19 protein-coding genes are annotated in these 18976 nt (G+C 54.1%); 7 read left to right on the top strand and 12 right to left on the bottom strand.

Annotation, left to right across the window (positions count from 1 at the left end):
• Window positions 1-6: 6 nt before the first annotated feature.
• Both ACHHZ6_RS04095 and xapA read right to left on the bottom strand, forming a co-directional pair.
• Window positions 7-1263: a nucleoside permease gene (locus ACHHZ6_RS04095; protein ID WP_395121814.1), complete on the bottom strand. Its 1257-nt coding sequence runs from the start codon at window positions 1261-1263 to the stop codon at window positions 7-9.
• 51 nt (window positions 1264-1314) lie between these two features.
• Window positions 1315-2139 (bottom strand): xanthosine phosphorylase, encoded by an 825-nt coding sequence (gene xapA, locus ACHHZ6_RS04100; RefSeq protein WP_182272197.1) that lies wholly within the window; start codon window positions 2137-2139, stop codon window positions 1315-1317.
• Window positions 2140-2332: 193 nt separating this feature from the next.
• Between xapA and ACHHZ6_RS04105 the strand changes: the two genes are divergently transcribed.
• Window positions 2333-2674, top strand: coding sequence for a FlxA-like family protein (locus tag ACHHZ6_RS04105; RefSeq protein ID WP_182272198.1), 342 nt, complete (start codon window positions 2333-2335; stop codon window positions 2672-2674).
• Here the strand turns inward: ACHHZ6_RS04105 and ACHHZ6_RS04110 are convergent.
• On the bottom strand, window positions 2665-3597 hold the full coding sequence (locus ACHHZ6_RS04110; protein WP_182272199.1) for a LysR family transcriptional regulator: 933 nt from the start codon (window positions 3595-3597) through the stop codon (window positions 2665-2667). The genes ACHHZ6_RS04105 and ACHHZ6_RS04110 overlap by 10 nt on opposite strands.
• A gap of 89 nt (window positions 3598-3686) precedes the next feature.
• Here ACHHZ6_RS04110 and ACHHZ6_RS04115 point away from each other — a divergent pair, with 89 nt between their 5' ends.
• On the top strand, window positions 3687-4682 hold the full coding sequence (locus ACHHZ6_RS04115) for a bile acid:sodium symporter family protein (protein ID WP_182272200.1): 996 nt from the start codon (window positions 3687-3689) through the stop codon (window positions 4680-4682).
• On the opposite strand, the gene ACHHZ6_RS04120 is transcribed toward ACHHZ6_RS04115, so the two are convergent.
• The 3 genes from ACHHZ6_RS04120 to zipA all read right to left on the bottom strand — a co-directional run bounded on the left by ACHHZ6_RS04120 (window position 4679) and on the right by zipA (window position 7946).
• Complete coding sequence (locus tag ACHHZ6_RS04120; protein ID WP_003861328.1) at window positions 4679-4894, bottom strand: DUF3820 family protein; 216 nt, start codon at window positions 4892-4894, stop codon at window positions 4679-4681. The two genes, ACHHZ6_RS04115 and ACHHZ6_RS04120, sit on opposite strands and share 4 nt — an antisense overlap.
• Window position 4895: 1 nt before the next feature.
• A complete protein-coding gene (gene ligA, locus ACHHZ6_RS04125) occupies window positions 4896-6911 on the bottom strand; it encodes an NAD-dependent DNA ligase LigA (RefSeq protein WP_395121815.1) in 2016 nt (671 codons plus the stop codon).
• 69 nt (window positions 6912-6980) lie between these two features.
• Entirely contained in the window at window positions 6981-7946 is a 966-nt protein-coding gene (gene zipA / locus ACHHZ6_RS04130) for a cell division protein ZipA (RefSeq protein WP_395121816.1), read from the bottom strand.
• A 230-nt stretch (window positions 7947-8176) separates the two neighbouring features.
• Here zipA and cysZ point away from each other — a divergent pair, with 230 nt between their 5' ends.
• The 5 genes from cysZ to crr all read left to right on the top strand — a co-directional run bounded on the left by cysZ (window position 8177) and on the right by crr (window position 12970).
• A complete protein-coding gene (gene cysZ, locus ACHHZ6_RS04135) occupies window positions 8177-8938 on the top strand; it encodes a sulfate transporter CysZ (protein WP_182272203.1) in 762 nt (253 codons plus the stop codon).
• Between the two features lie 163 nt (window positions 8939-9101).
• Window positions 9102-10073 carry a cysteine synthase A gene (gene cysK, locus ACHHZ6_RS04140; protein WP_182272204.1) on the top strand — a complete coding sequence of 324 codons (972 nt, stop codon included), beginning with the start codon at window positions 9102-9104 and terminating at the stop codon, window positions 10071-10073.
• A 317-nt stretch (window positions 10074-10390) separates the two neighbouring features.
• Window positions 10391-10648 (top strand): phosphocarrier protein Hpr, encoded by a 258-nt coding sequence (ptsH, locus tag ACHHZ6_RS04145; protein ID WP_000487600.1) that lies wholly within the window; start codon window positions 10391-10393, stop codon window positions 10646-10648.
• A 44-nt stretch (window positions 10649-10692) separates the two neighbouring features.
• Entirely contained in the window at window positions 10693-12420 is a 1728-nt protein-coding gene (ptsI, locus tag ACHHZ6_RS04150; RefSeq protein WP_182272205.1) for a phosphoenolpyruvate-protein phosphotransferase PtsI, read from the top strand.
• Between the two features lie 40 nt (window positions 12421-12460).
• Window positions 12461-12970 (top strand): PTS glucose transporter subunit IIA, encoded by a 510-nt coding sequence (gene crr, locus ACHHZ6_RS04155; protein ID WP_003861316.1) that lies wholly within the window; start codon window positions 12461-12463, stop codon window positions 12968-12970.
• Between the two features lie 44 nt (window positions 12971-13014).
• On the opposite strand, the gene pdxK is transcribed toward crr, so the two are convergent.
• The 6 genes from pdxK to ACHHZ6_RS04185 all read right to left on the bottom strand — a co-directional run bounded on the left by pdxK (window position 13015) and on the right by ACHHZ6_RS04185 (window position 18692).
• Window positions 13015-13851, bottom strand: a complete 837-nt coding sequence (gene pdxK, locus ACHHZ6_RS04160; protein WP_182918737.1) for a pyridoxine/pyridoxal/pyridoxamine kinase — start codon at window positions 13849-13851, stop codon at window positions 13015-13017.
• Window positions 13852-13856: 5 nt separating this feature from the next.
• A complete protein-coding gene (cysM, locus tag ACHHZ6_RS04165; RefSeq protein WP_395121817.1) occupies window positions 13857-14768 on the bottom strand; it encodes a cysteine synthase CysM in 912 nt (303 codons plus the stop codon).
• A gap of 118 nt (window positions 14769-14886) precedes the next feature.
• Window positions 14887-15981 (bottom strand): sulfate/thiosulfate ABC transporter ATP-binding protein CysA, encoded by a 1095-nt coding sequence (gene cysA / locus ACHHZ6_RS04170; RefSeq protein ID WP_182272208.1) that lies wholly within the window; start codon window positions 15979-15981, stop codon window positions 14887-14889.
• Entirely contained in the window at window positions 15971-16846 is an 876-nt protein-coding gene (gene cysW, locus ACHHZ6_RS04175; RefSeq protein ID WP_182272209.1) for a sulfate/thiosulfate ABC transporter permease CysW, read from the bottom strand. Before cysW ends, cysA begins: the two co-directional genes overlap by 11 nt.
• Window positions 16846-17679, bottom strand: a complete 834-nt coding sequence (cysT, locus tag ACHHZ6_RS04180; RefSeq protein ID WP_182272210.1) for a sulfate/thiosulfate ABC transporter permease CysT — start codon at window positions 17677-17679, stop codon at window positions 16846-16848. The genes cysW and cysT overlap by 1 nt, the downstream gene beginning before the upstream one ends.
• A complete protein-coding gene (locus ACHHZ6_RS04185; protein WP_182272211.1) occupies window positions 17679-18692 on the bottom strand; it encodes a sulfate ABC transporter substrate-binding protein in 1014 nt (337 codons plus the stop codon). Before ACHHZ6_RS04185 ends, cysT begins: the two co-directional genes overlap by 1 nt.
• Between the last annotated feature and the right edge of the window lie 284 nt (window positions 18693-18976).

Here is an 18976-nt window from a genome sequence, read left to right on the forward strand (position 1 = left end):
AAACCTTTAATGCGCGACTGTGCGCATCTCGCTGTTTTTTCCCGAATGCCGGTAGTTGAAGCTCAGGTAAAACACCACCGCAAGCGCCAGCGCATAGGCCGCGAATACCAGCCAGATGGTTTGCCAGTCTTTCACGCCATCCACCGAGAAGTAGTCCACTGCCATACCGCTCAACACAGACCCGACATACGCGCCGATGCCATTAACGGTGGTCATAAATAACCCTTGCGCGCTGGCGCGGATGTCAGAGTTCACCTCCTGCTCGACAAATACCGAACCGGAAATATTGAAGAAGTCGAACGCGCAGCCATAGACAACCATTGACAGCAACAACAACCCAAAGCCCGTGGCTGACGGATCGCCAAACGCAAACAGCCCAAACCGCAGCATCCAGGCGACCATGCTCATTAACATGACGGTCTTAATACCAAAACGCCGGAGGAAAAAGGGGATCGTCAGAATGAAGAACACCTCCGACATCTGCGAGACAGAGAGTAAAATTGACGGATATTTCACGATAAAGCTCTCTGCATACACCGGGTTACGTGCAAAATCGTGGAGAAATGGGCTACCGAAGGTATTGGTGATCTGCAGGACCGCGCCAAGCAACATCGCAAACAAAAAGAACACGGCCATGCGGGGCTGTTTAAATAAGACAAACGCATTCAGGCCGAGCTTACTGGCCAGCGTCTGAGACGTTTTATTCTGCACGACCGGGATCTTCGGCAACGTCAGAGAATAGAGTGCCAGTACCAGCGAAGCTCCGGCCGCAATGTAGAGCTGCACATTGCTTAACTCTGCCCCCATCAGGCTAATGGCCCACATCGCCGCAATAAAGCCTACGGTGCCGTACACCCGCACAGGCGGAAAATGGCTCACCGTGTCCAGCCCCGCGCGTTCAAGACAGGAGTATGAAATCGTGTTCGACAACGCAATGGTCGGCATAAAAGCCATCGCATTGACCAGCATGACCCAGAACATTAACCCGGGCTCATTGACCTGTGCGGCATAACAAAGCGCAGCGGCACAGACAAGATGGCAGATCATGTACGCGCGGTCTGCGCGCAGCCATTTATCCGCAATGATCCCCACCAGCGAGGGCATTACGATCGCCGCAAGCCCTTTGGAGCTGTAGACCATGCCCACGTCAGAACCGGTAAAATGCAGGGTGTTAATCATGTAAGAACCGAGGGTGACAAGCCAACTCCCCCAAATAAAATATTGCATAAAGGACATCATCTTTAAGCGAGTCGTGATGTTCATAACGCTTTCCTTATCGCAGTGTGTGGCCCTCGCGGGCCACTTTATTTTTTATCAGGCAAGATGGCGCAGAAAACCGCAGATGAGATTGATGAAGTTCTGGCGGGAAAGCTCGGCGGCAGCGAGCGTCTGCTCATGAGACAATTTCACATCGCCCAGACCTTCAGCGAGATTGGTTATCGCTGAAACAGCCACCACTTTTAAGCCACAGTGGCGCGCTGAGATCACTTCAGGTACGACGGACATCCCTACCACGTCACCCCCGATGATTTGCATCATTCGGATCTCGGCGGCGGTCTCAAAGTTAGGGCCGGGATAAGAGACAAACACCCCTTCATGCAGCGGGAAGCCCTCTTTGGCAGCCACCGTTTGCAGAACGGCACGGAGATCCGCATCGTAGGCATTGGCGAGCGAGAAGAAGCGATCGCCAAAGCGCTCGTCATTCAGCCCCACTGTCGGCGTACCCGGCATGGTATTGATATGGTCACTCAGGGCAACCAGGCTTCCCGGCCCCACCTCAGGACGTAATGAGCCCGCCGCGTTAGTGCTAAACAGCAGCTCGCAGCCCAGCAGCTTAAAGGTACGGATAGCATCGGTCATGATGGCCATGCCGCGGCCTTCATAGAAATGACCACGTCCTTTCATACAGGCGACCGGAACCCCTGCGAGGTGGCCTAATACCAGCTCACCCGCATGGCCGTGAACGGTACTCACCGGAAATCCGGGCAGTTTTTCATAGGAAATAGCCACAGCGTCATCAATCTGGTCGGCGAGTGCGCCGAGACCAGAACCGAGGATAAAGGCAACGCGAGGCGTAAAATCAGGTTTCGCGGCACGGATGATGTCGGCGCAGTACCATGGATTATTTGAGAGGGTCATAAAAGCTCCTTGAGGACTCAGTTTGCGATATCACGGATCGCATGACCTCATTCTTATATCTGGAGCCAGCGGCTTATCACCAATACACTTTTCCCGCCTCAACGATACAGGTTCACTATCAATAACCCTGCCCTCACTCAAGCTCTCCATTTTCCTGCCGATATCACTCTTTTATGGTGAAAAGGAACTCAATATGACCACTATCCAGGCAGCGTCACTGTCAGCGTTAGAAATTGGCAGCAGCGGGAACAGTTCTGGTGGCAATGACATTGCCTCCCGGATTAGCCAGTTGACCAAACAGTTAACAAAAGCCACTCAGCAACTCAAGGAATTGGGATTGAGTGATGCGCCTCTAGATGAAAAGAAAAAACAGCAGGAGTTACTCGAATCCCAGATTACCATGCTGCAGGCACAGCTGGCGCAATTGCAGCGTCAGCAGGCCGAAGAGTCCATGCCGGAACAGGGAAATGCTCAGGCCGTAGAGCAAAGCGTCAACAAGCCTTCCTCTGAACATAAGATTGATATCTACATCTGATCGTTAAACAGTGGATCGTGCGTGCGGGCCTCCATTAAACGCTGGGCCTGCATACGCACTACCTCCCAGCAGGCATGCGCCGCTCCCGAAAGTGAACGGTTTTTACGGCGCACCAGCATTAACTGGCGTTCGATGCTGGGGGTAAAGCGTTTTACCCGCAAGCGGCTTCCCTGCGGCAACGGCAGTGCCAGCGCCGGTAATACGCTGATCCCAATTCCTGCCTCTACCATTGGAAACAAGGTGGCCGGGTGGCCTATCTCCTGCACGATGGTCGCCTGGACGCCTTGCGCGACCAGAGCGGCATCAATCAACGGACGGCTTCCCGAGGCATAATCCTGTAACACCAGGTTCGCGCCCTGTAACGCCTGCCATGTCACGCGCGGGAGTGATGCAAGCGGATCGTCGTCGCGACAGAGCAACAAAAATGGCTCTGAGAGCACAACTTCACATTCCAGATCGCTGACTGCGCCGGGATCGATAACGATACCAAAATCCACATCCCCCTGACGGATACTCTCCAGCACCCACTGCTGTGGCCTGTCGTGCAGCACAAAGTTGATATCCGGGTAAAGATCGTTGCTTTCGGCAATACACTGCGGGATAAGGTGCGCTGAGATCGTCTGGCTCGCCGCCACCCGCACAGTTCCCGAAAGCTGTTGCCCCAGGCGTCCAACATCCCGCAGCGTGCTGTTCAGCTCATCCAGTAACCGCTCCAGACGCATAGCCAGCTGCTGCCCCGCTTCGGTAAGCACCACTTCGCGCGTGGTACGGTCAAGTAGCCGCACACCTGTCTGGCTCTCCAGCTCTTTAACGCTGTGGCTGACGGCCGACTGGCTCAGGCCGATTACCTCTCCTGCCCGGCTGAAACTGCGGGCATGTGCAACGGTCACGAAAATGCGAAGCTGTCGTAGTGAATAATTCATCTGTTTAATTCATAAATGGATGCAATAAATCAATTTTATTTCTCAAATGGAAAAAAGCACAATAGCGATATCTGCTTTCAGGAGTCACTATGAAACTGTTCCGAATTCTTGATCCTTTCACGCTTACTCTGGTTATCACCGTTTTACTGGCCTCCTTTTTCCCGGCCCGTGGAAGTTATGTGCCTTTCGTTGAAGGGCTGACAACGGCGGCTATCGCGCTACTGTTCTTTATGCACGGGGCCAAACTGTCCCGTGAAGCCATTATTGCAGGGGGTGGTCACTGGCGGCTGCACCTGTGGGTAATGTGCAGCACGTTCATTTTATTCCCGATCCTCGGCGTCCTGTTCGCCTGGTGGGCACCGGTTAATGTCGACCCGGCGCTCTATACGGGTTTCCTTTATCTGTGCATTCTGCCCGCCACCGTTCAGTCAGCGATTGCCTTTACGTCACTGGCGGGCGGTAACGTTGCTGCGGCAGTCTGTTCGGCTTCGGCCTCCAGCCTGTTAGGGATTTTCATCTCGCCGCTGCTGGTTGGCCTGCTGATGAATATGCACGGTGCGGAAGGCAACCTGGAGCAGGTCGGTAAAATCTGTCTGCAACTGCTGCTGCCGTTTGTCCTTGGGCATCTTTCTCGTCCGTGGACGGGGGCTTTTGTTGCGAAGCACAAGAAGTGGATCTCAAAAACCGACCAGACGTCGATTCTGTTAGTGGTCTATTCCGCCTTCAGTGAAGCGGTGGTGAATGGCATCTGGCATAAGGTCGGTGCTGGCTCATTGCTGTTTATCGTGGTGGTCAGCATTATCCTGCTGGCGATGGTGATTACGGTAAACGTTTTTGTCGCGCGCAAGTGTGGTTTCAATAAAGCGGATGAAATCACGATTGTCTTCTGCGGGTCGAAAAAGAGCCTGGCCAACGGTATCCCGATGGCCAATATCCTGTTCCCGACCTCAATGATTGGGATGATGGTACTGCCGCTGATGATTTTCCATCAGATCCAGCTGATGGTCTGCGCGGTGCTGGCGCGTCGTTACAAGCGCCAGACGGAAAAACGGGCGCAGGAAGAGACCCACGCCGCGAAGGCTTAAGGACGTTTCAGGGGCTGAACCAGTTGCGTCAGCCCCTCCGTTTTGATCAGTAACGTGATGGCCATCAGCTCGCCCAGCCGCCCGGCAGGAAACTCATCCTTACGGGCGAACCACAGCAGATACTCTTCCGGCAAATCGATCAGCCTGCGGCCTTTATATTTGCCAAATGGCATCTCCGTATTGGCTATCTCAACGAGCTGTTCTTTCTCCACGTTATTCTCCTAACAGACGCAGCATTTCCGCTTCATCGATAACCTCAATGCCCAGCTCCTGCGCTTTGGCAAGCTTCGAACCGGCGGCTTCCCCGGCGATCACCAGGTCCGTTTTCTTCGACACGCTGCCTGCCACTTTTGCCCCCAGCGCGACCAGACGCGCTTTGGCGTCATCACGTGAAAGCTGGCTCAGACTACCGGTCAGCACCACCGTTTTACCGGCGAACGGGCTGTCGATCTCTTCCGCATTGACGACAACCGGTGCAGGCCAGTGGATACCCTCTTCCAGCAGTTGACCAATCACCTCACGGTTGCTCTCTTCGGCAAAGAAGTTAAAGGTGTGCGTCGCGACCACAATGCCCACATCCGGGACTTTCTGCAGCTCTTCAATACTCGCGCTCTCCAGGGCTTCCAGCGTACCAAAGTGAGCCGCCAGTCCCGCCGCCGTGGCTTCGCCCACTTCACGAATGCCCAGCGCATAGAGGAACCGGGCAAAGGTAGTCTGCTTAGCCGCTTCCAGAGCGTTAACCACATTTTGTGCCGATTTAGGCCCCATGCGATCAAGACCGGTCAGTTTCCCGGCGGTCAGGCTGAACAGATCGGCAGGCGTGTGGACGTACTCCTTCTCCACCAGTTGATCGATAATTTTGTCGCCCATGCCGTCCACGTCCATCGCCCGACGGGACACAAAGTGCTTCAGTGACTCTTTACGCTGTGCCCCGCAGATGAGCCCGCCCGTACAGCGGGCGACCGCTTCGCCTTCAACACGTTCAACGTCCGATCCACAAACCGGGCAGTGCGTCGGGAATTCAATGGCCCGGGTATCTTCAGGGCGTTCTGACTCAACGACGTTAACGACCTGCGGGATCACATCGCCCGCACGACGAATCACGACTTTGTCACCAATACGAAGGCCGAGACGTTCAATTTCATCGGCGTTGTGCAGCGTGGCGTTACTGACCAGCACACCGGCAACCTGTACCGGTTCCAGACGCGCAACCGGGGTAATCGCGCCCGTACGCCCCACCTGGAACTCCACGTCGCGAACGAAAGTCATCTGTTCCTGCGCCGGGAATTTGAAAGCCACAGCCCAGCGCGGTGCACGAGCCACAAAACCTAACTGTTCCTGTAACTCAAGTGAGTTAACCTTGATCACCACACCGTCGATATCAAAACCGAGCGTCGGACGGTCTTCTTCGACCTTGTGGTAGAACGCCAGTACGGCTTCCGGAGAATTACAAATCTGTACGCGGTTGCTTACCGGTAAGCCCCACTCTTTGAACTGCAGCAAGCGCCCCAGGTGCGTATCCGGCAGTTCACCACCTTCCAGAATACCGACGCCATAGCAAAAGAACGTCAGCGGTCGCTTCGCGGTAATACGCGGATCCAGCTGGCGCAGTGAGCCCGCTGCCGCATTACGCGGGTTAGCAAACACTTTTCCCCCCGTGCAACGCGCTTCTTCGTTGATTTTTTCGAAGCCCGCCTGCGGCATGAACACTTCACCACGCACTTCCAGACGTGCAGGAATGTTTTCACCACGCAGCTTCAGTGGAATTGCCCGAATAGTACGCACGTTGCTGGTGATATCTTCACCGGTGGTGCCATCGCCACGGGTAGCCGCACTGACCAGCACACCGTTTTCATAAAGAATACTGACCGCCAGACCGTCCAGCTTCAGCTCGCAGCACCAGCTCAGGGTATCGCTGCTTTTCAGGCGATCCTGTACGCGCTTGTTAAACGCCAGAAAACTCTCTTCATCAAAGACGTTATCCAGCGACAGCATTGGTACTTCGTGGCTGATCTGGCTGAACGCACCAAGCGGTTCAGCCCCTACGCGCTGGGTCGGGGAGTCTGGGGTAATGAACTCCGGGTGCAGCATTTCCAGCTCGCGCAGTTCACGCATCAGACGGTCATACTCCGCATCCGGCACTTCCGGCGCGTCCATAACATGATAGAGATATTCATGATGGCGAAGCGTGGTTCGCAGTTGAGTCAGTTGTTGTTCGATTGAGTCCATATCGCACCATCAATGAGAAAAAACCCCCGACATGCGGGGGTTGAGGAGGAGTTGAAGAAAACGCGACGATTACGCGTTGGCTTCCTTAACTTCGCGGATGCGGTCCTGATACTCACGCAATTTCTGCGGCGTCATCATACGACGCTGGTCATCCAGCACCACACCACCCACTTCGTCGGCAATGTGCTGAGCGGACTGCAGCATCAGCTTGAAGTTTTGCAGTTCGTCACCGTAGGACGGCACCTGCATAAAGATAGTTACGCCCGGCGTCACGAAATCGCCGGTCATTTCCGGATCAAACGTGCCAGGGTTCACCATATTGGCGAGACTGAACAGCGCCGGGCCGCTACCGTCCGGGCTCAGATGGCGATGGAAGATATTCATATCGCCAAACTTGAAGCCGGCCTGCTGAATACTGTTAAGCAGAACGTCACCATTCAGATGGCTGCCATGATGCGCGGCCACGTTCATGATGATCACCGCTTCTTTGCGCTGCGGTTTTTCAACCACCGGTTCAGGTTCAACAACCGGCTCTGGCTCAACGACTGGCGCAGGCTGTGGTGCTGGCTGCACTTGCACAGGCTGAGGCTGAGGCTGGTGAACAGGCTGCTGCGGCTGTACAGGTTGTGGCTGCACAGGCTGCTGCACGGCAGGCTGATGATGTACCGGCTGTTGCGGCGGCTGACGCACCGGTTCTTCCGCAGGCTGCGACGCCTGTGGGCGCGGCTGAGCAGAGGCATACGGTGGTTGATACTGGTGCTGCGGAGGCTGACGAGGGGCTTCATGCTCCCCATGAGCTGCGCCGGGCGCAGTATTGACCCGATGAACACGAACTTCGCCCACGCCGTCATCGTCGTTCTCATCGATGTCGTTTTCACCGTCATCGTCATCACGACTGGACTTCATGCGCTTCAGTGGGCGATCGCGAAACATAGAAGAACGCTCTTTACGGCTGGTCCAGAAACCATGTACCAGTAAAGCGATTATGGCGATCGCGCCAACAATGATTAATATCAGACGCAAATCCTGCATCATTATATTCTCTGTTGTTCTAACACCTTGCCACCACGGCAAACATTTACTCACTAAGAGTATTTGCCGTTTACGTCAAGTGCAAGTGTGTGCAGAGCATTCACAGCATAAAGATGAACTAAATTGTGCTTTTTGCTGTTTTTTCGAACATTTCCGAACTGGTCATTAATCCATAACTGGATAATATAGGCGGGCAATTCCACTGGTTGTGTAAAAAGGAGTACAGCCTGGTTATGGTTTCAACATCATCTTCTACCCCACGCAGCGGCGTCTGGTATTTTTCTCAGGGCTGGAAACTGGTCTCCCTGCCAGGCATTCGCCGTTTCGTTATTCTGCCATTGCTTATCAACATCATCCTGATGGGAGGTGCCTTCTGGTGGTTATTCACAAAGCTGGAAAGCTGGGTGCCTGCCATCATGGGCCATGTACCAGACTGGCTGCAGTGGCTGAGCTACCTGCTGTGGCCAATTGTGGTGATCTCCGTCCTGCTGGTGTTTGGCTATTTCTTCTCAACCATTGCCAACTGGATAGCCGCGCCGTTTAACGGCCTGCTGGCGGAACAATTAGAAGCGCGTCTGACCGGTGCCACACCGCCCGATACCGGCGTGCTGGGGATCATGAAAGATATCCCGCGGATCATGAAACGCGAGTGGCAGAAATTTGCCTGGTATCTGCCACGCGCGATTGTGCTGCTTATACTTTATTTCATTCCGGGTGTTGGTCAGACGGTCGCCCCGGTGCTGTGGTTCCTGTTCAGCGCCTGGATGCTGGCGATCCAGTATTGCGACTACCCGTTCGATAACCACAAGGTACCGTTTAAAGAGATGCGCACTGCCCTGCGTACGCAGAAAGTTGCCAATATGCAGTTTGGCGCACTTACCAGCCTGTTCACCATGATCCCCTTCCTGAACCTGTTTATCATGCCGGTGGCGGTTTGCGGCGCGACAGCAATGTGGGTGGACTGCTACCGTGCTAAGCACGCGTTATGGAAGTAATGCAAAAATGTGTAAATCAGGGGTAGCTTATGCTATCCCTTATTCCATACTGATCCCCATTATTTCCTTGCAGCATATAGATATGCGAATTCCTTACTTCCCCATACTTATTCAACAGGTATGCTGGGTCGGTATCCCAATTTCATACAGTTAAGGACAGGCCATGAGTAAGATTTATGAAGACAACTCGCTGACTATCGGTCATACGCCGCTGGTTCGACTGAACCGTATCGGTAATGGACGCATTCTGGCGAAGGTCGAGTCACGTAACCCAAGCTTCAGCGTAAAATGCCGTATCGGTGCAAACATGATTTGGGATGCTGAAAAACGTGGCGTTCTGAAGCCTGGCGTCGAACTGGTTGAACCCACCAGCGGTAACACCGGTATCGCGCTGGCTTATGTTGCTGCCGCACGCGGCTACAAACTGACGCTGACCATGCCTGAAACCATGAGCATCGAGCGTCGCAAACTGCTGAAAGCGCTGGGTGCAAACCTGGTACTGACCGAAGGCGCGAAAGGCATGAAAGGTGCCATTCAGAAAGCCGAAGAAATTGTGGCCAGCGACCCGGCTAAATACCTGCTGCTGCAGCAGTTCAGCAACCCGGCGAACCCGGAAATCCACGAAAAAACCACTGGCCCGGAAATCTGGGAAGATACAGACGGTCAGGTTGACGTGTTTATCTCCGGCGTAGGAACCGGCGGAACGCTGACCGGCGTGACTCGCTATATAAAAGGCACAAAAGGCAAAAAAGATCTGATTACCGTTGCCGTAGAACCCACGGATTCTCCGGTGATCACTCAGGCCCTGGCAGGCGAAGAGCTAAAACCTGGCCCGCACAAAATCCAGGGGATCGGCGCAGGCTTCATCCCGGGCAACCTGGATCTGAAGCTGATCGACAAAGTGGTGACCATCACCAACGAAGAGGCTATCTCCACTGCGCGTCGTCTGATGGACGAAGAAGGTATTCTGGCGGGGATCTCTTCCGGCGCTGCCGTTGCGGCCGCGATCAAACTTCTGGAAGATGAAACCTTTACCAATAAGAATATTGTGGTTATCCTGCCATCCTCGGGTGAGCGTTACTTAAGCACTGCACTGTTTGCCGATCTCTTCACTGAGAAAGAACTGCAACAGTGATGCCAGTATGTTAAAAACGCGTAAAAAAGCACCTTTCCGGGTGCTTTTTTGTGGCCTGCTTCAAAGTTTTACCCCTCCTGGCATTGATTCACCCCGTTGGGTCTGGTATTTAAACCAGCAATTATTTTGATGCGTGAAATTAATCGGTGAATGAAATGACCTTGCTGAATCGATTTTATGATTTGGTTCAAGTCTTGCTTTCACTGCATAATGTTTAATGACGATCGAAACGTCAGCGCTAACAATACAGGCTAAAGTTCAGTCGCCAGGCTAGACTTTAGTTCCACAACACTAAACCTATAAGTTGGGGAAATACAATGTTCCAGCAAGAAGTTACCATTACCGCTCCGAACGGTCTGCACACCCGCCCTGCTGCTCAGTTTGTCAAAGAAGCGAAAGGCTTCACTTCTGAAATCACTGTGACTTCTAACGGCAAAAGCGCTAGCGCAAAAAGCCTGTTCAAACTGCAGACTCTGGGTCTGACTCAGGGCACCGTCGTCACCATCTCTGCTGAAGGTGAAGATGAGCAGAAAGCTGTTGAGCATCTGGTAAAACTGATGGCTGAGCTCGAGTAAGTTTCCGGGTTCTTTTCAATATCAGTCACAAGTAAGGTAGGGTTATGATTTCAGGCATTTTAGCATCCCCGGGTATCGCTTTCGGCAAAGCACTGCTGCTGAAAGAAGACGAAATCGTCATTGACCGGAAAAAAATTTCTGCCGACAAGGTTGATCAGGAAGTTGAACGTTTTCTGAGCGGTCGTGCCAAGGCATCTTCGCAACTGGAAGCGATCAAAACTAAAGCTGGCGAAACTTTCGGTGAAGAAAAAGAAGCCATCTTCGAAGGGCACATCATGCTGCTTGAAGATGAGGAGCTGGAGCAGGAAATCATAGCCCTGATTAAAGATAAGGGCATGACTGCCGATGCGGCGGCTCATGAAGTTATCGAAGGTCAGGCGACTGCCCTGGAAGAACTGGATGACGAATACCTGAAAGAACGTGCGGCTGACGTACGTGACATCGGTAAGCGCCTGCTGCGCAACATCCTGGGTCTGGCCATTATCGACCTGAGCGCGATTCAGGACGAAGTTATCCTGGTTGCCGCTGACCTGACCCCGTCTGAAACCGCACAGCTGAACCTGAAAAAGGTGCTGGGTTTCATCACTGATGCAGGTGGCCGTACTTCCCACACCTCAATCATGGCGCGTTCTCTGGAACTGCCTGCCATCGTGGGTACCGGTAGCGTCACCGCTCAGGTGAAAAACGACGACTATCTGATTCTGGATGCCGTAAACAACGTGGTTTACGTCAACCCCACTAACGAAGAGATCGAGCAGCTGCGCGCCGTTCAGGAGCAAGTTGCTACCGAGAAAGCGGAACTCGCTAAACTGAAAGACCTGCCGGCAATCACGCTGGACGGCCATCAGGTAGAAGTGTGCGCGAACATCGGTACCGTACGTGACGTTGATGGCGCTGAGCGCAACGGTGCGGAAGGTGTTGGTCTGTATCGTACTGAATTCCTGTTCATGGACCGTGACGCGCTGCCAACTGAAGAAGAACAGTTTGCTGCGTACAAGGCTGTTGCTGAAGCCTGTGGCTCTCAGGCGGTTATCGTCCGTACTATGGACATCGGTGGCGACAAAGAGCTGCCGTACATGAACTTCCCGAAAGAAGAAAACCCGTTCCTGGGCTGGCGTGCAGTGCGTATCGCCATGGATCGTAAAGAGATCCTGCGTGACCAGGTTCGCGCTATCCTGCGTGCTTCCGCTTTCGGTAAACTGCGCATCATGTTCCCGATGATCATCTCTGTTGAAGAAGTGCGTGCACTGAAGAAAGAGATCGAAATCTACAAGCAGGAACTGCGTGACGAAGGTAAAGCATTTGATGAAGCAATCGAGGTAGGCGTGATGGTGGAAACACCAGCTGCGGCGACCATTGCGCGTCATTTAGCCAAAGAAGTTGATTTCTTTAGTATCGGTACCAATGATTTAACGCAGTACACCCTGGCAGTTGACCGTGGTAATGATATGATTTCACATCTCTACCAGCCAATGTCACCGTCCGTACTGACGCTTATTAAGCAAGTTATTGATGCTTCTCATGCAGAAGGTAAATGGACTGGCATGTGTGGTGAGCTTGCAGGCGACGAACGTGCTACACTTCTGTTGCTGGGTATGGGTCTGGACGAATTCTCTATGAGCGCCATTTCCATCCCACGCATTAAGAAGATTATCCGTAACACGAACTTCGAAGATGCGAAGGTGTTAGCAGAGCAGGCTCTTGCTCAACCGACAACGGACGAGTTAATGACGCTGGTTAACAAGTTCATTGAAGAAAAAACAATCTGCTAATCCACGAGATGCGGCCCAATTTACTGCTTAGGAGAAGATCATGGGTTTGTTCGATAAACTGAAATCTCTGGTTTCTGATGATAAGAAAGACTCCGGAACTATTGAGATTGTTGCTCCGCTCTCCGGCGAGATCGTCAACATCGAAGACGTGCCGGATGTAGTGTTTGCTGAGAAAATCGTTGGTGATGGCATTGCTATCAAACCAACTGGCAACAAAATGGTTGCTCCAGTTGACGGCACCATCGGTAAAATTTTTGAAACCAACCATGCGTTCTCTATCGAATCTGATAGCGGTATTGAACTGTTCGTTCACTTCGGTATCGACACTGTTGAACTGAAAGGCGAAGGCTTCAAACGTATCGCGGAAGAAGGCCAGCGTGTGAAAGTTGGCGACCCGGTGATTGAATTTGATCTGCCACTGCTGGAAGAAAAAGCCAAGTCTACCCTGACTCCGGTTGTTATCTCCAACATGGACGAAATCAAAGAACTGATCAAACTGTCTGGCAGCGTCACCGTGGGTGAAACCCCGGTTATCCGCATCAAGAAGTAATTCTTGCCGCACAGCAAAATGGCACCTTCGGGTGCCATTTTTGTTTATGCGGGGAGGATAAGCTCGTCGTAGCCTTTTTCCTGCGTAAAGACCATCACGTCAGTTACACGGTCGCCCGCCCTGCGGATAGCATCGGCAACGGTTTTACCCTGCACAATCCCACTGACCAGCTCCGAACAGAACAGATCGCCCGTTCCTTTCAGATCCGTCTCTACACGTGGGTGCGCACTCACGGTCACACTCTCTTTAGTCACCAGCACCACATGAATGTTTTCCGGGTCACCGGCAACCGGTGCGCTGGTGATAGCCACCCATTTCAGCGTATCAGACAAAAGCCCCTGTGCCGCTGCAATAGCGCTTTCAGGCGAACGACACGGCTTGCCGCTTAGCACTTCCAGTTCAAATACGTTTGGCGTAATGCCCTGCGCCAGCGGCAGCAGATGCTCGCAGTAAGCTTCCGGAATACCGGGCTTCACGTACATCCCGCTGTCAACATCACCGATGACCGGGTCGACCAGCACCAGCAGATCGGGGTGCTGCACCCTGATGGCCTTCAGCCAGTGGGCCAGAAGCTGGATCTGGCTGGCGCTGCCCATATAACCGGTGGTCACCGCCTTCAGCTCGCGTAAAATCTCGCGCTCTTCCAGCGCCTTCAGATAACCACTAAACCACTCATCGGGGATCACACCACCGTAGAAGGTATCGTAATGAGGCGTATTGCTGAACAGGACCGTTGGTACCGCCGTAACGTTCAGCTGGTGCGTTCTGATATTGGGCACAGCAATGCTGTTACCCACGCTGCCATACACCACCTGTGACTGCACCGCGACAATATCGGTTTGCTGCGCCCGGGTTTTGTCCCGGAATAAAATCATCTCCATGACGCTTAAATCCCCGCCCCCTGCGAATAACTCTCTTCACCAAAGACGCCAGTAGAAAGATAACGATCGCCGCGATCGCAGATAATCGCCACCACCACCGCCCCCGGATGAGCCTGGGCTACCCGGATAGCCCCCGCCACCGCGCCACCTGAACTGACGCCGCAGAAGATACCTTCGCGCACGGCCAGTTCTCGCATGGTATTCTCCGCCTCGCGCTGGTGAATATCCAGCACCTGGTCCACAAGCCGGGCATTAAAAATGCCGGGCATATATTCCGCAGGCCAGCGACGGATACCGGGGATACTGCTCCCCTCTTCCGGCTGCAGGCCAACAATGCTTACCGCTTTTTCCTGCTCGCGCAGAAAACGTGACACGCCGGTAATGGTGCCCGTGGTTCCCATGCTGGAAACAAAATGGGTGATACGCCCGCCAGTCTGCTGCCAGATTTCCGGGCCGGTGGTGGTATAGTGCGCATACGGGTTATCCGGGTTGTTGAATTGATCGAGCAGTTTACCTTCGCCACGCTCAGCCATCTCCAGCGCTAAGTCGCGCGCCCCTTCCATCCCCTGCTCTTTGGTCACCAGAATCAGCTCCGCACCGTAAGCGCGCATCGCGGCCCGACGCTCCTGGCTCATGTTGTCCGGCATCAGTAACTTCATACGGTAGCCTTTCAGGGCGGCAATCATTGCCAGCGCAATACCGGTATTGCCACTGGTGGCTTCAATCAGCACATCGCCGGGCTTAATCTCACCACGTTTTTCTGCCTGGACAATCATGGACAACGCCGCCCTGTCCTTCACCGACCCCGCAGGGTTATTGCCTTCGAGCTTGACCCAGATTTCGCTACCGTTGTCCGGCCCCATGCGCTGCAGTTTGACCAGAGGGGTATTACCAATGGTATGTTCGAGTGTATTCACGATTTTTACTCAATAAAAAAGCCGGGTGACGCGCAGCGATCCCGGCCTACAAGACACTGTAATAACTGTAGGCCCGGTAAGCGCAGCGTCACCGGGCGATAAACTACGCAATAACCTATCAGGCTGACTCTGCCAGAGCAATATCCTCACGCGTCTCGATACGCTCATTGCCGTGGTAAATACGGGCGTGCTGCAGGCCAACAAACAGGCGCTCACCGCGGTACGGAGCCTCTTCGTCGCGCATAACCACGGTCAGCGGCTCGGTATACCAGCCCAGCGGTTGTACCACCAATTGGGTGTAGTGACCTTTAGGGCTAGCTTCCAGCACCTGAACCGGCAACGGTGAATCCAGGCTGGTGCGACGGCTGACGTCCACTTCCCACGGACGCAGGAACAGATCGACAGCCCCCTGGTGCGCGGAGGTGTAGCCCAGCGGCCAGCGGTGCGCGCCCACGTGGAATTGTCCACCGCGAATGGTGCCCTGCAGACGGTTCACTTCCCCCATAAACTCCAGTACAAAGCGGGTCGCCGGTTCGCGCCAGAGCTGTTCTGGCTCATCAACCTGCTCAATATTTCCCTGGCTCATCACCACCACGCGGTCAGCGACTTCCATTGCCTCTTCCTGATCGTGGGTTACGAAAACGCTGGTGAACTGCAGTTCTTCATGGAGCTGACGCAGCCAGCGGCGCAGCTCTTTACGCACCTGCGCATCCAGCGCGCCAAACGGCTCATCCAGCAGCAGGATTTGCGGCTCAACGGCCAGGGCACGCGCCAGCGCAACGCGCTGCTTCTGCCCGCCGGAAAGCTGCGCCGGGAAGCGGTCAGCCAGGTGAGCAAGCTGCACCATCTCCAGCAGTTTGGTCACCTTCGCTTTAATAGTGGCAGTATCCGGACGCTCACGGCGCGGCAGCACGGTCAGGCCAAACGCGATGTTATCGAACACGGTCATATGGCGGAACAGTGCGTAATGCTGGAACACAAAGCCCACCTTACGATCGCGGGCATGAAGACGACTGACGTCGGTACCGTGAAAACGGATGTGCCCGCTGGTCTGATGCTCAAGCCCGGCGATAATACGCAACAGCGTGGTTTTACCGGAGCCAGACGGCCCCAGCAGCGCCACCATTTGTCCGGAGGGGATATCCAGCGAGATATCATTCAGCACCTGGGTGCGACCAAAAGACTTCTTAATATTGGCAATCTCAATGCTCATGATTTCCCTCCTGGTGCTGACGTTTTTCCTGATTCTCTAAACGCCACTGCACCACACTCTTTAAAAACAGGGTCAAAATCGCCATCAGCGTCAGTAACGCAGCGGCAGTAAAGGAACCGACGGTGTTGTAGTCCTGTTCCAGTAATTCAATCTGTAACGGCAGCGACAACGTCTCGCCGCGAATCGAGCCAGAGACCACCGACACCGCGCCGAATTCACCAATCGCACGGGCGTTGGTCAAGACCACGCCGTAGAGCAGTGCCCAGCGAATGTTCGGCAGCGTCACGCGGCGGAACATCTGCCAGCCTGACGCCCCCAGCAGAACCGCCGCTTCGTCTTCGTTGCTACCCTGGCTTAACATCACCGGCACCAGTTCGCGCACCACAAACGGACAGGTGACAAACACCGTCACCAGCACCATCCCCGGCCAGGCGAACATAATCTGCAGGTTGTGCTCATCCAGCCAGCCACCCAGCGGGCCGTTGGATCCGTAAAACAGCAGGTAAACCAGACCGGCAACCACCGGTGACACGGCAAACGGAATATCCAGCAGGGTCAACAACAGCTGGCGGCCAGGGAAGTTAAAGCGCGTCACCAGCCAGGCCAGCAGCGTCCCGAACACCAGGTTGACCGGGACGGTAATCAGCGCAATCAGTACCGTCAGCCAGATGGCGTGCAGCATGTCCGGGTTGGCGAGATTTTCCAGCGCCGGCATCAGCCCTTTGCTGAACGCCTGAACAAAGATGTAAACCATTGGCACGACAAGGATGAAGGCGGATACCAGCACGCCCGTACCAATCAGAACCCATTTTCCCCAGTTAATGCGGGGAGCGTCATAGCGCTTCAATTGAGTAACTTCCGCCATCAGTGACCTACCACGCGTCGACCAAAGCGACTTTGCAGAGTGTTAATCGAGAACAACAGCAGCAGCGATGCAGCGAGGATCACCGAAGCGATGGCACTCGCCGCCGGATAATCAAACTCCTGCAAACGCACAAAAATCATCAGCGAGGTCACTTCTGTTTTCCACGCGATATTCCCGGCGATAAAGATAATTGCGCCGAACTCACCGAGGCTACGGGTAAACGACAGCGCCACGCCCGCCAGCAGTGCCGGAGACAGTTCCGGCAGCACGACCTTGCGGAAGCTCTGCCAGCGCGTGGCACCCAGCGTTTCCGCGGCTTCTTCATATTCCGGGCCTAACTCTTCCAGCACCGGTTGTACGGTACGAACCACAAACGGGATGCTGGTAAAGGCCATCGCCACCGCGATACCGAGCCAGGTATAAGTCACTTTGATATCAAACTTCGCCAGCCACTCGCCGTAAAACCCGTTCACGGAGAAGAGCGAGGCCAGCGTTAAACCGGCGACGGCAGTGGGCAGAGCAAACGGCAGATCCATTAACGCGTCGAGCAGCGTACGGCCAGGGAAGCGATAGCGGGTTAAGATCCACGCCATCAGCAGGCCGAACACACCGTTGAAAACCGAGGCCACAAACGCCGACAGTAGCGTCACTTTATAGGCCGCCACCACCTGTGGGTTGGTAACGACTTCCCAGTACTGCGACCAGCTCATCTGCGCGAGCTGCATCACCAGCGCACTGAGCGGTAACAGCAAAATCAGGCAGACAAACAGCAGGCTGGTTCCGAGGCTTAAGGTAAAGCCCGGCAGCACGCGTCGTGTGGATACTGCAAACATTACTTACGCCCCGCCGCCAGCAATTTGTCTAACTCGCCGCCGCTGGCAAAATGCGTTTTCATCACATCAGGCCAGGAGCCGAAATGGTCTTCCACGCGAAACAGCCCGGTCTGCGGGAATTTATCTTTCAGTTTGTTCATGACGTCCGGGTTGTTCACGCGGTAGTAGTAATCAGTGATCACGGTCTGCGCCTGCGGGCTGTACAGATAGTTGAGGTAGGCTTTCGCCGCCTTCTCTGTACCGTTGGCCTGGACATTTTTATCTACCCATGCCACCGGGAACTCGGCCAGAATGTTGGTTTTCGGGATCACAACCTCAAAGCCCTGCGCTTCATACTGTTTGCGGATGTTATTCACTTCCGATTCAAAGCTAATCAGCACATCGCCCAGACCCCGTTCTGCGAAAGTCGTCGTCGCACCGCGACCACCGGTATCAAACACTTCGACGTTTTTCAGGAACTGAGTCATAAACTGTTCAGTTTTCGCTTTGTCGTTACCGTCAGCTTTGTCTGCCGCGCCCCACGCAGCTAAATAGGTATAGCGCGCGTTACCGGAGGTTTTCGGGTTCGGGAAAATCAGCTTCACGTCAGAACGCACGAGGTCGTTCCAGTCGTGAATATTTTTCGGGTTGCCCTTACGTACCAGGAAGCCCATCGTGGAGTAGAACGGCGAACTGTTGTTCGGCAGACGGCTCTGCCAGTCAGCAGGGAGCAGCTTGCCTTTGTCGTGCAGGATCTGCACATCGGTTACCTGGTTATAGGTCACCACATCCGCCTTCAGCCCCTGAAGGATTGCCAGCGCTTGCTTAGACGACCCGGCGTGAGACTGTTTGATGGTCAGCGTGTCGCCATTGTTCTCTTTTGCCCACTGCTGTTCAAACGGCGGGTTGAGGGCGGCAAACAGCTCGCGGGATACATCATAGGAACTGTTCAGCAGCTCAGTTGCCTGCGCCTGTGCTACCAGCAGTAAACCCGCCAGCGCCAGAGATCCTTTTTTCAGTACAGTAACGGCCATTGCGCACCCTTATAAATGTGATGACTATCTTATAGTCATAATATTTATAACGAGGACGAAAGGAGTAACGGTTTTATATACCGTTTGGTGATTTAGAAGCAGAAAAGAGAATAAGGGTGCGGCCTGTTGCCCGCACCCCAACCCTCTCCCACCGGGAGAGGGTTCCCCAGTAATTTTGTTCTTCTTAAGCAATTAAACTATTTCATTGAAATATAAGACTTATAGCGACTCCATGGTCCGGCTGAAAATCGCCGAAGCGTTTCCGTAAGGCCGGGGCGAGGCGC

Source organism: Enterobacter cloacae complex sp. 2024EL-00214, assembly GCF_043945575.1.
Classification (GTDB): domain Bacteria; phylum Pseudomonadota; class Gammaproteobacteria; order Enterobacterales; family Enterobacteriaceae; genus Enterobacter; species Enterobacter cloacae_P.

Excerpts from the sequence above, each read along its gene's own strand:
- ACHHZ6_RS04095 (WP_395121814.1), bottom strand. The coding sequence starts at position 1,263 with ATGAACATCACGACTCGCTTAAAGATGATGTCCTTTATGCAATATTTT.
- xapA (WP_182272197.1), bottom strand. The coding sequence starts at position 2,139 with ATGACCCTCTCAAATAATCCATGGTACTGCGCCGACATCATCCGTGCC.
- ACHHZ6_RS04105 (WP_182272198.1), top strand. The coding sequence starts at position 2,333 with ATGACCACTATCCAGGCAGCGTCACTGTCAGCGTTAGAAATTGGCAGC.
- ACHHZ6_RS04110 (WP_182272199.1), bottom strand. The coding sequence starts at position 3,597 with ATGAATTATTCACTACGACAGCTTCGCATTTTCGTGACCGTTGCACAT.
- ACHHZ6_RS04115 (WP_182272200.1), top strand. The coding sequence starts at position 3,687 with ATGAAACTGTTCCGAATTCTTGATCCTTTCACGCTTACTCTGGTTATC.
- ligA (WP_395121815.1), bottom strand. The coding sequence starts at position 6,911 with ATGGACTCAATCGAACAACAACTGACTCAACTGCGAACCACGCTTCGC.
- zipA (WP_395121816.1), bottom strand. The coding sequence starts at position 7,946 with ATGATGCAGGATTTGCGTCTGATATTAATCATTGTTGGCGCGATCGCC.
- cysZ (WP_182272203.1), top strand. The coding sequence starts at position 8,177 with ATGGTTTCAACATCATCTTCTACCCCACGCAGCGGCGTCTGGTATTTT.
- cysK (WP_182272204.1), top strand. The coding sequence starts at position 9,102 with ATGAGTAAGATTTATGAAGACAACTCGCTGACTATCGGTCATACGCCG.
- ptsH (WP_000487600.1), top strand. The coding sequence starts at position 10,391 with ATGTTCCAGCAAGAAGTTACCATTACCGCTCCGAACGGTCTGCACACC.
- ptsI (WP_182272205.1), top strand. The coding sequence starts at position 10,693 with ATGATTTCAGGCATTTTAGCATCCCCGGGTATCGCTTTCGGCAAAGCA.
- crr (WP_003861316.1), top strand. The coding sequence starts at position 12,461 with ATGGGTTTGTTCGATAAACTGAAATCTCTGGTTTCTGATGATAAGAAA.
- pdxK (WP_182918737.1), bottom strand. The coding sequence starts at position 13,851 with ATGGAGATGATTTTATTCCGGGACAAAACCCGGGCGCAGCAAACCGAT.
- cysA (WP_182272208.1), bottom strand. The coding sequence starts at position 15,981 with ATGAGCATTGAGATTGCCAATATTAAGAAGTCTTTTGGTCGCACCCAG.
- cysW (WP_182272209.1), bottom strand. The coding sequence starts at position 16,846 with ATGGCGGAAGTTACTCAATTGAAGCGCTATGACGCTCCCCGCATTAAC.
- cysT (WP_182272210.1), bottom strand. The coding sequence starts at position 17,679 with ATGTTTGCAGTATCCACACGACGCGTGCTGCCGGGCTTTACCTTAAGC.
- ACHHZ6_RS04185 (WP_182272211.1), bottom strand. The coding sequence starts at position 18,692 with ATGGCCGTTACTGTACTGAAAAAAGGATCTCTGGCGCTGGCGGGTTTA.